Here is a 3,646-nt window from a genome sequence, read left to right as displayed (position 1 = left end):
GACCGAACCGGTGGAGACGCCGCCGATCACCGGCACGTCGTTGGTGCCGTTGATGGTGACGGTGACGGTCTGGCTGGTCGTGGACCCATGGCCGTCGCTCACTGTTACAGTATACTGCTCGACCACGCTCTGCCCCGCCGCGAGGTACTGCGCGGCCGAGTTGTTCAAGCTGTAGTGCCATTGCACAGACCCGTTGGCGGCGTTGGCGCCCTCGCTCACCGGATCAAGCGAAAAGGTTCCCAGAGTGGTCGTGTTGGCCGGCGCGACGACGAACGTCGCGGTATGCGAATCGCTCAGATCCACGTCGGCAAAGCTGATGGTGCCGGCGGCGGTCAAGGAATCCGACGGATCCGTCGTCGCCGGGGCATCCTCCACCACCGAGCCACTCTGGACCCCAGAGCTTATTGAGACGATGTCATTGGTGCCAGTGATCGTGACCATCACGGTCTGGGTGGCTGTCGAGCCGTGACCGTCATTGATCGTCACCACGAAGCTCTCGGTGACCGTCTGGCCCGCAGCGAGGTATTGCGCGGCCGCGTTGTTCAAATTGTAGTGCCATTGCACGGCGCCGTTGGCGGCATTGGCGCCCTCGCTGACGGGATCAAGCGAGAAGGTTCCGAGCGTAGTAGTATTAGCCGCCGCGGCGACGAACGTCGCGCTATGTCCGTCGCTCAGATCAACGTCGGTAAAGCTGATGGTGCCGACCGCGGTCAGGGAATCCGACGGATCCGTCGTCGCCGGGGCATCCTCCACCACCAAGCCACTCTGGACCCCAGAGCTTATTGAGACGACGTCATTGGTGCCAGTGATCGTGACCATCACTGTCTGGGTGGCTGTCGAGCCGTGACCGTCATTGATCGTCACCACGAAGCTCTCGGTGACCGTCTGGCCCGCAGCGAGGTATTGCGCGGCCGCGTTGTTCAAATTGTAGTGCCATTGCACGGCACCGTTGGCGGCATTGGCCGCCTCGTTGACGGGGTCGAGCGAGAAGGTGCCGAGCGTAGTAGTATTGGCCGCCGCGGCGACGAACGTCGCGGTGTGCGAATCGCTCAGATCCACGTCGCTGAAGCTGATAGTACCGGCGGCGCTCTGAGAATCCGAGAGATCGGGCGTGGCATTTGCGTCTTCAACCACCGAGCCGCTCTGTGGACTCGATGTGACAACAACCGGGTCGTTTGCGCCATTGAACTGGAGTGTCACCGTCGCCCAACTGAGCGTGCCGTTGCCCAGCTGGATCGCGTAGGTGAATGTATCAGTTAGCGTCTGCCCGGCCGCCAGCGCTTGAAGCTGAACGTTGATGTCGCCCTTATCGTAATGGACGGTGCCGTCCGACTCGATCCAGATGCGCGCACCGAGCGCGCTATGGTCACCGGTTCCGGCGATTCCGGCGGCGTCACTGCTGTACGCCACATCCTTGACCAGCAAATCCGCCGGTGCGTAGGTCTTGGTGGACGCGGAGGCGCTGGTTCCGTCGTCCAGGGAGAACAGCGTCTTGGCCGCGCCGCCAAGATCGTTTGCCAGCACATTCAAGATGAGAATGTTACCGGCGTCTTCCGTAAACGAGAACAGGTCGTTGTTGGCTTGCGGAGTATTGCCGAACGAAACCGTGCTGCCGCCGCCCGTTGCCTGCGTCGCCATAGCTTAAATCCTCTGGGTGATGCGCCGTCCGCATTCACGGACCGGCACAAATTGCACAATGGCGCGGGGATGATCGGCCGTTGCCTTGCCTATGCTGAAGAACGATGCCGAGCTGCTCAGCATGCCTATCGTCCTGCTCAGCGTTTCGTGCCGCTCAAGCCTGATTAGGGCTAGAGCCGCTCCGAGCTTGCGAGCGAATGTCGTGTGCACGGTCGCGCGCCTGACAGCCGCCATGTTTGCAAACCGCAAACTTGGCTGGATCGAAAAATCGAAAATTGACGGAGAAGAATTCGAAATTTCCAGAGCCCGAGTGAACATTGCTACAAAATGCGTGCAGGTCATTCGCAACCTCGCCTGCCAATGCAGAGCAGAGAGCGTCGCCGCAAAATCAATTCGCGCAAATTGGTAGCGCTCGCTCGAACGGCGATAGGTCCGCCCACCGTAGCTCCATCAACTGCTGCCAAGTTACGCGAAAGATCTAGCGGTATCCCCCTTGCCCATCGTGGCCGGTGCTTGGCCGCCACGTTTGGCAATTATTGATTTTGCAATATTCCCCACTTCAGAAGCGACCACCGTGGCCAAGAAGCGTCACGATCATCCACTTCCCGTTTAAATCAAACCTATTTTAAATTAAAGCGCCAGTCTATTTATTTATTTATACGCCGGATTTAATGATTAATGCATCAAAATCAAGAAGATGGAGGCTCTTGCGCCACTCCTTGCGAGGCGACTCCGGAATTCTACGGCTTTTACCCAGATGCACTCCGTCCGCGAGATGGTCATTGCTTCGCGTAGATCGACAGTCGCAGGGAGCCAACTGGAGCCAAACTCAGCCCTACCTGCGAAGACGAGGCATGAAAGCAAGAGCCTCGCAATGCGTCGCGCGTGAGTATTAACTTACGCACCCGACGCGATCCAGGTCCGCCCGCCGTGACGTGGCGAACTTGGCTTTCAATGTGATGCTGGTCATCGTCATGGGGGGCAGTAGCCATCCTTGTCGCCCGGCGCACGTTCCAGAGTGTGGGACCATCGCGGGACTCAAGGGTGGTGCGCTCCAAGAGCGAAGCGCGTAGCCAAACCGCTGACGCAACCCAACTGCAGGGTTATTGGCTCGGTAGCCGGGGCACGTGCCCTGGCGGGCGGAGAGAAGAGTCCTCAGTTGGGATTTCTGACATTGCGACGCTCGCGCATGAAGCTTCGCATCTCGTGCTGCCGTCCCGCGCAGTTTCTCGTTCGCTTTACCGCGCAGCGGGGGCCGGCGAGCAAGCATTCGAAATCCATGTGAAGCTTAAACCGGAAGCAGTTCCCGGTCGGCTTTACAAATGGAACCAATTGACCGCCATTAAATGAGAAATTTGATTATCTCATATAATCATGATGACTCCATCGCAAAAATGAAAAATATGTTTGGGGAAAACATGGGAGGTTGAAATGGAAGCTGCCCGCCGCCTGCGTGCAATGGCGCTGCTGTGCCGACAGACCGCCGCACTCCAACCTGAGAGAAGCTGGAAACTGCTTGCAGAGGCAGAGTACTGGGAGCATCTGGCGGCTGCGGCTTCAGCTCATTGAGCTTCGGTCGAGTGTTCTTTCTTTCGCTTTCGTCGACTTCTTACTTCAAATCATTTTCTGAGGCATGTCATGTCGAGTACGCGTCAGATTTTTTCTAGTGCTGTTCTGAACGAACGGCACCAGGCGCTTCTGGAGGAGCTTAGAGAGGTGGAGAAGCTTCGAAGTAAGCTCCGACATGTAGAAGCAAGAACAAGAAGACGGCGTACCAAAGCGAGCGGCAGAGCAAGAGCCGTTTAGAGACCGCCGGACCGCAGTAGCGAGCCTCGGTGACGACGTCGCTGCGACATGTCGGCAACCAGCCGCCGGGGTGCCTCACAATGCTCGAACTAACTCGGCGGCGAGACCGGCCGTCTATTCAGGGCCGCGCGTTAGCTCCGACCTTCATTCGACGTTGCACTTCGGAACACAGCAACGAGTCGATCGCCTTGCCAAAGCTCAA

General features: G+C 58.3%; 2 protein-coding genes. Both read right to left on the bottom strand.

The window, feature by feature from the left end:
• On the bottom strand, positions 1-1,638 hold a 1,638-nt coding region (locus AC0L3B_RS37915; protein ID WP_473352174.1), incomplete at its 3' end, for a VCBS domain-containing protein.
• Between the two features lie 3 nt (positions 1,639-1,641).
• Positions 1,642-1,980 (bottom strand): hypothetical protein, encoded by a 339-nt coding sequence (locus AC0L3B_RS37910; protein ID WP_473382630.1) that lies wholly within the window; start codon positions 1,978-1,980, stop codon positions 1,642-1,644.
• Between the last annotated feature and the right edge of the window lie 1,666 nt (positions 1,981-3,646).

This window comes from Bradyrhizobium sp. Kon56, from assembly GCF_055807635.1.
The sequence above is the reverse complement of the archived record's forward strand: the minus strand, read 5'-3'. Positions and strand labels throughout refer to the sequence as shown.

Coding starts and splice junctions, on each gene's coding strand:
- AC0L3B_RS37910 (WP_473382630.1), bottom strand. CDS start 1,980: ATGACCTGCACGCATTTTGTAGCAATGTTCACTCGGGCTCTGGAAATT.